Raw genomic sequence first — 5,868 nt, 5'->3', positions numbered from 1 at the left:
AGTCTACAACGTCGAACAAGCCGTGAAACAGTGAATCCCGTCGCCCTCTGCGGATTCAATGAAGCCCTTGAGGACTGTTCGGCAGAGGAACTCCGAGCGATTGAGCGCTATGCCGACGCACTCGCCGAGTACCGTGAACGGGAGGCTCGGCTTGCAGAGGACGACCAAGACGAAGTAGCGGACCGTCCCGAAGAGCTCCCGGACGACGTTCCGACGCGAGCGACACTCACAATCAAGGAGATCAACGGTAATCGCTACTACTACTGGCAATGGCGAGAAGGAGACAAGGTCACCTCGAAGTACAGAGGTCCGGTCAACCCCGACGAGTAGGTTGAGTGAGTCAAGTGCTTGACCTCAGGGTAGTTCACCTACTGAAATGTATAAACCCCCCTCCCCCCACTGTTTCATACCAGATTGGCCACGCAGGGAGGGGGTGGGGGGCGACTGAGGGGATAGCCGAGAAGAGGGTCTGAAGGAAGGTGATCAGAATGAATTGATATTGTGAAGTAACGAAGCATTCAAAGAATCGCTGAGAACGAGTGAGCTGAGAACTACGCGCATATTATATTATTTACTGTATAGGTAACTAGTGTAGTAGTAGTAATGGTGGTAGTGAAACCTGCTAAACCTACATTATCTAGCTTATTAACCGTGTTTAGAACCTTCTTCATGCATTCCTTTCTCACCTCTTTCGCCCACTCTACTCTACCATTTATATAACTTCCATCGTAGTCTATATTTCGGTGTCATACTCTTGCGGCATTTGGTATGAAACAGTGGGGGGAGGGGGATTCAAATACCCCTGTCTTGGAACCTCTGTTGCGTGAGGCGATCGAGTCCCTGCTACTCAGTGATCTGAGATGGAATAGTGGCGTATGGCCCTTCTACGATAAGGCGAGTGTCTCAGGGCTTGACTCCGAGCCAGCTCACGAGCTATGTTGAGGTACGGTGTCAATCAGCACTTGGTATGAAATAGTGGGGATGCGATCTTTATATACTCTCATTTGGGATGAAGCATTCCCCTTTGGTATGAAACGGCGGCTGCCACATCTTTATGTGGCTGCCTTCACAGAAGATAGGTAACAGATGCCGTTTGAGAGAAAGGAGTCCCCCTTCGATAACGATGAAGCTCTTACTAAGGACTATATGCCCGATACTGTCCTTGGTCGGGACGAAGAACTTGATGAAATATCTGAAGTTCTCCAACAGCTCATCGACAACGAAGCCCCCATCAATACGTTCATCTACGGTGTCAGCGGCACCGGAAAGACGGTCTCAGTGAAATACCAACTGCAAGAGCTGAAGCAAGGCGCGCAGAACTACGATGACATCTCAATAACGTTCATTTACCAGAACTGCGAATCTCTTTCTAGCTCTTATCAAGCTGCCATCTCCCTCACGAACCAGCTGCTCAAAGACGACCAGTACGCTCACCTCCACGACCAACTTGAGATCGACTACGAGACGCTCCCCAGCTCAGGTCTCCCAAAAGATACTGTCTACTCCATCTTCTTTGACGCGCTTGACCACCTCACATACGAAGACACGGCCTATCGCGAACAACTCTCCGAAGCTCTAGAGAACATCGACCAACTCGAGAACCCGCCCGACCTCCAGATCGGCGCCGATGAACTCATCTGGCTCAGCAAGCATCCATTCGACGACGTTGAGTCTGTTCCGTCGTATCTCTCCTTCCCGCCCGGGTTTGAGTTACTCGTCGACGCCGAGACAGACCTTTCGAACACTGACTACTCTCGGTCTGAGGTTCTTAGCGGTATCCCCGAAGACCCCACTACCCTCCTGGCTGAACTCGAGACGGAGTTCGATATCCGCTCACCGGACGAAGTTACGAACTACGTCACCGTCGTCCTTGACGAAGTCGACCGAATCGGATCACGCGACGAACTTCTCTACGAGATTCCACGTGCGCAGGCGAACAATCGCGTCTCGAACATTCGGCCGTCTGTCATCGGTATCAGTAACGACGTCGCGTACAAGGAGAGTATCCAATCAAAGACGGATTCGTCGCTCCGCCTCAAGGAGATTACTTTCCGGCGATACGACGCGAATCAACTCGGAGAAATCCTTCATCAGCGTGCTGAGTTGGCGTTCAAAGACGGCGCATACGACGACGAGATTGTTCCCCTTGCTGCTGCGCATGCCCGCCAACAGGGTGGTGACGCTCGGTTCGCGATCGACCTGCTCCATAAAGCCGGTGTAAAGGCGAAAAACGACGGTGACGACGTCGTTCAGAAAGACCACATCGACGAGGCCAACGAAGAGAAGGAACGGGATCGTATCTACGAGGTTACATCTGATCTTGACGCACAGCAGAAAGTGACGCTCAGCGTCATCATGCTACATGACCTTCGAGACGAGACGCCGATCAGCCGTGAGAGTCTCTACCCGAAGTATAAGCAACTTTCGGGCGAGCTACTCGATAAGACCACCTCGAAGCGGCGGGTAGCAGACTACCTCAAGGAGATGTACCAGCTCGGCTTGCTCAACCGCAAGGACAACTACGGTGGACCTGGGAAATCCGGCTACGTCTACGAACTTGACACGGTTGATTACGAGATGATACTCCGCGTCCTCGGTGAGACAGACCCATCGGGGATGCCTGAGGGATCTGACCTCCTCTCGACAGAACTTATTGACGAGCTTGAGTCGTTTGCAGACGGAAAATCAGCGGTCCGTGAGGCGACGCAGACGCAATCCAGTGTTGATTCGTGGAAGTGATGTATGGTATTCTCTTTCGCTTGGTATGAAATAGTGGGGGTGGTCTATTTTCAACCGGAACCTGTCTGTAACTCTGAGCCGATTGGGATGAAACAGTGGGGTGCTCTTCTTTAAGTCAATTCTTGCTTCTCCCCCCAAGTCTGGTATGAAATAGTGGGGTGTATGTATTTATATGGGGAATACACGATCTGGTATGAAATAGTGGGGTGCCTCGATTGCCCTTTGAGGAGTGCCTCACGGTGGTTCCGCTGGGGTGACTGTTGATTGCGTCTGTCACGAACAAATCGATAGAGGTGTCTGAACTCGCCTAGCGTACGCGCCCTGACGACGATACGATGAGCGTCCGTGCGTTCACCGCCTTGAAGAATCTGCTGTTGGACCTCGGCTATACGGGCGTCTTCGTTTTCGTTGATGAATTCGAGAGCATCGCCCGCCTCTCCCCGAAGAACGAACAGGCGACGCTGAACAGCATCCGCCACCTCATGGACCAGAACAGCGACGGCCTCTGTATGCTGTTCGGGTGTGCACCGGAGGTCTGGCAGGACGTCATGAGTGAATACCATGCGTTCAGCGAGCGTATCGGCCAAGAAGTCGCACTTCGACCGCTGACTGCTGAGAACCTTACCGAGCTTGTCGAAGACTATCTCCAGCGAGAGCGGACGACGACAGACTCCGGACGTGCCGTTCGACCGTTCACCGAGGAGAGCTTAGAGCTGATCCTACAGCGGTCACAGGGGAATATTCGCCAAGTCCTCTCCGTTTGCAGTCGCATGTTAGACGAAGCAGCGACTGAGGATCAAACCGAGATCTCAACAGAGTTCGCACAAGAACTCTTCTAGCGAACCACTACCTCGCCGCACGTTTCTTTTCTCTTGCCCAGAGGCGGTGAGGCGCATCTCAATGAACTCCCCAGTACAAATCATCGACGAGAGCGGTGACGAACGCGAACTCACTGGCATCGAACGGGAGGACTGGACTGGCATGAGTGATCCTTGTCCTGAATGCGGTGGACAAGAGTTCAACCATATCTCGACGTCTGGTGGTCGCTATGGTCGCCGTGATGGCGCAGTCGTGATGCGCTCTGACTTCTGGGGTGTCGAGAAACCCCTCTTCACGCGCTGTCGTGACTGCCGCGAGACTCTCTACAAACACCCCGCGTTCGACCGACTCTTCGAGATTAACGGAGACCATGATTCCGCTCATGACCCCTGAGAATTCTTACTATAGATCCTGAAACGCGAGAACAACCATCCTTAAATAGGATACTATTCACAAATATCTTTTTCAGGCATAGCTATTTGTTCGATGCCGACCTATTCGTGAACAGCATGACTGAATCAGATAGTAAGAATAGTACAGATAGAACGAATAGCCCAAATAGGTCCTACGTGGGGTTGGACCAAGAGAACCCGCGAGCGGTCGCGGTCTGTATGCTCAAGGGCGGCGTTGGCAAGTCTACCGTCGCAGTTAATCTCGCTCGCCAGCTCGCTGCCCACGACCACGATGTCCTTCTCATCGACCTCGACCCGAACGGACACGCCTCGACCGGCCTCGGCTTCGACGACGAGTATCACGACACCAGCGAAAGCATCGGTGACACCTTCTTCGAGGAGGTAGACCCTGATTCCGTCATCTACGAGACCGGCTTCAACTTCGACCTCCTGCCTTCGAGCGAAGACCTCGAACAGGCCGAACGCGAAATCGTCGTCGGCGACGTCTTCCAACCTTCTGCGCTGTTGAAACGCGAAATAGTCGACCCGCTTCTCGGTGACGAGTACGACTACATCGTGACTGATTCGCCGGCATACCGCTCGCGGCTCACCGACAACGCCCTCGTCGCGACCGGCAACCTCGTCCTCCCGCTCGCGCCCGGCAACGAGGCGATGACGGGACTCGAGCGGACGATCGAACGACAGATCGCGCCGCTCCGCAAGCACATGGACGTCGATGTGCTCGCGCTCGTCCCGAACATGCTTCGCGGCCGGATCGACCAACAGACACAGGATCGTCAGCTTCTCGAACGGCTCAACGCCCACGATAGCCTTCAAGACCGCATCCCGAACTTCGCACGAGTCACCGACTGGGATGCCGTCGATGATGGAGAGCTGAATCCGTCCCCCGGGATTCGCGATCGGACGAGTATCACGAAGGCGTACGGTGAGCGGATGCCGCTCCTCGACTACGACCCCGACTGTGATCAGTTGAAGTGCTTCGACGAACTCGCGCACATCGTCGAGGTCGGTGAGGTGGTTCGTGATGAGTGACGACGACCCGTTCGCCGACCTCAGCAGTACGCTCGAAGACGAACCCGACGACGAGGACGACTCCATTGACTCCCAGACATCCACGGATTCGGCCGACGAATCAGATTCGAGTCTGGAGCCGACGCGTGACCCGATGGTCGATAGCGCATTCACCTACGAGGAGGCGCAGCAACGTCCATTCTACGCGCGCCAGTCGACGATCGACGAATTCGACTCGTGGCTCAATTACGAACTCGAACGCGAACTCAACGAGCGCGGTTATCAGAATATCGTCGTCCGCGAAATGACGGACGCGCTTCTTCGGACTGTCGTTGAGGAGGACCTAGTTGACGAAGTCGCTGCCCGATTCGAACGAGCGCGAGAAAACGTCACCTCCGAATCTGACAAATAGCACAATACTCATAACTCGGGAAAATAGAATCCTACTTCAACTATTCATACTATTCCACATTTTCAATCTCTATACGAACGGAATAGATGAGATAGATTTCTATCTATACTATCTATAGTGTGGATGTACGCGGACGGGTGCATCTCCCAACCCTGCGAAATCGTTCTTGCGTAGTATTACGCGTAGAGGTGTTCCCGGATCCAGATTAGCCAATTCCAAAATAGCCAATTCCAAGTTAGTCTATTCGTGAGTATTTTATTGGTGGGCGGCGATTGATACCTATGGAGCGTTTCGTGGACCGTGATGCGGAACTCTCGCGACTGCGGGAGTGCTACGAATCCAACAGCGGCGAGCTGGCAGTCATCTACGGTCGTCGGCGTCTGGGAAAGACCCAACTCGTTCAACACTCAGTCGATCACATCGGCAGCCGGATAATCTCGACCTCTAAGCGCCGAATCTCTGCGAACTGTGACC

6 protein-coding genes and 1 pseudogene are annotated in these 5,868 nt (G+C 53.6%); 6 read left to right on the top strand and 1 reads right to left on the bottom strand.

Going from position 1 to position 5,868, the window contains the following annotated elements; all coding sequences use genetic code 11:
- The first annotated feature begins 30 nt into the window (after positions 1–30).
- From ABDZ36_RS14325 to ABDZ36_RS14315, 3 genes and pseudogenes are all read left to right on the top strand, one after another.
- Positions 31–330: a DUF6788 family protein gene (locus tag ABDZ36_RS14325; protein WP_211313717.1), complete on the top strand. Its 300-nt coding sequence runs from the start codon at positions 31–33 to the stop codon at positions 328–330.
- A 756-nt stretch (positions 331–1,086) separates the two neighbouring features.
- Entirely contained in the window at positions 1,087–2,739 is a 1,653-nt protein-coding gene (locus ABDZ36_RS14320) for a Cdc6/Cdc18 family protein (RefSeq protein WP_211313716.1), read from the top strand.
- A gap of 323 nt (positions 2,740–3,062) precedes the next feature.
- Positions 3,063–3,578: pseudogene (locus tag ABDZ36_RS14315) on the top strand (BREX system ATP-binding domain-containing protein); the annotation flags it as partial.
- Between the two features lie 58 nt (positions 3,579–3,636).
- On the opposite strand, the gene ABDZ36_RS14310 reads toward ABDZ36_RS14315, so the two are convergent.
- Positions 3,637–3,942, bottom strand: a complete 306-nt coding sequence (locus ABDZ36_RS14310) for a hypothetical protein (protein WP_211313715.1) — start codon at positions 3,940–3,942, stop codon at positions 3,637–3,639.
- A 125-nt stretch (positions 3,943–4,067) separates the two neighbouring features.
- Here ABDZ36_RS14310 and ABDZ36_RS14305 point away from each other — a divergent pair, with 125 nt between their 5' ends.
- The 3 genes from ABDZ36_RS14305 to ABDZ36_RS14295 form a co-directional block, all read left to right on the top strand.
- On the top strand, positions 4,068–5,003 hold the full coding sequence (locus ABDZ36_RS14305) for a ParA family protein (protein ID WP_211313714.1): 936 nt from the start codon (positions 4,068–4,070) through the stop codon (positions 5,001–5,003).
- On the top strand, positions 4,996–5,394 hold the full coding sequence (locus ABDZ36_RS14300; RefSeq protein WP_211313713.1) for a DUF7970 domain-containing protein: 399 nt from the start codon (positions 4,996–4,998) through the stop codon (positions 5,392–5,394). The genes ABDZ36_RS14305 and ABDZ36_RS14300 overlap by 8 nt, the downstream gene beginning before the upstream one ends.
- A 281-nt stretch (positions 5,395–5,675) precedes the next feature.
- A partial coding sequence (locus ABDZ36_RS14295) for an ATP-binding protein (protein ID WP_343749364.1) occupies positions 5,676–5,868 on the top strand: 193 nt, incomplete at its 3' end.

It is taken from the genome of Halarchaeum salinum (genome assembly GCF_039520965.1).
Classification (GTDB): Archaea; Halobacteriota; Halobacteria; order Halobacteriales; family Halobacteriaceae; genus Halarchaeum; species Halarchaeum salinum.
This window is presented reverse-complemented; position numbering and strand designations above follow the sequence as displayed.

What these genes read in the sequence shown, in the direction of transcription:
- ABDZ36_RS14300 (WP_211313713.1), top strand. Translation starts at nt 4,996, where the DNA reads ATGAGTGACGACGACCCGTTCGCCGACCTCAGCAGTACGCTCGAAGAC.
- ABDZ36_RS14310 (WP_211313715.1), bottom strand. Translation starts at nt 3,942, where the DNA reads ATGAGCGGAATCATGGTCTCCGTTAATCTCGAAGAGTCGGTCGAACGC.
- ABDZ36_RS14320 (WP_211313716.1), top strand. Translation starts at nt 1,087, where the DNA reads ATGCCGTTTGAGAGAAAGGAGTCCCCCTTCGATAACGATGAAGCTCTT.
- ABDZ36_RS14305 (WP_211313714.1), top strand. Translation starts at nt 4,068, where the DNA reads ATGACTGAATCAGATAGTAAGAATAGTACAGATAGAACGAATAGCCCA.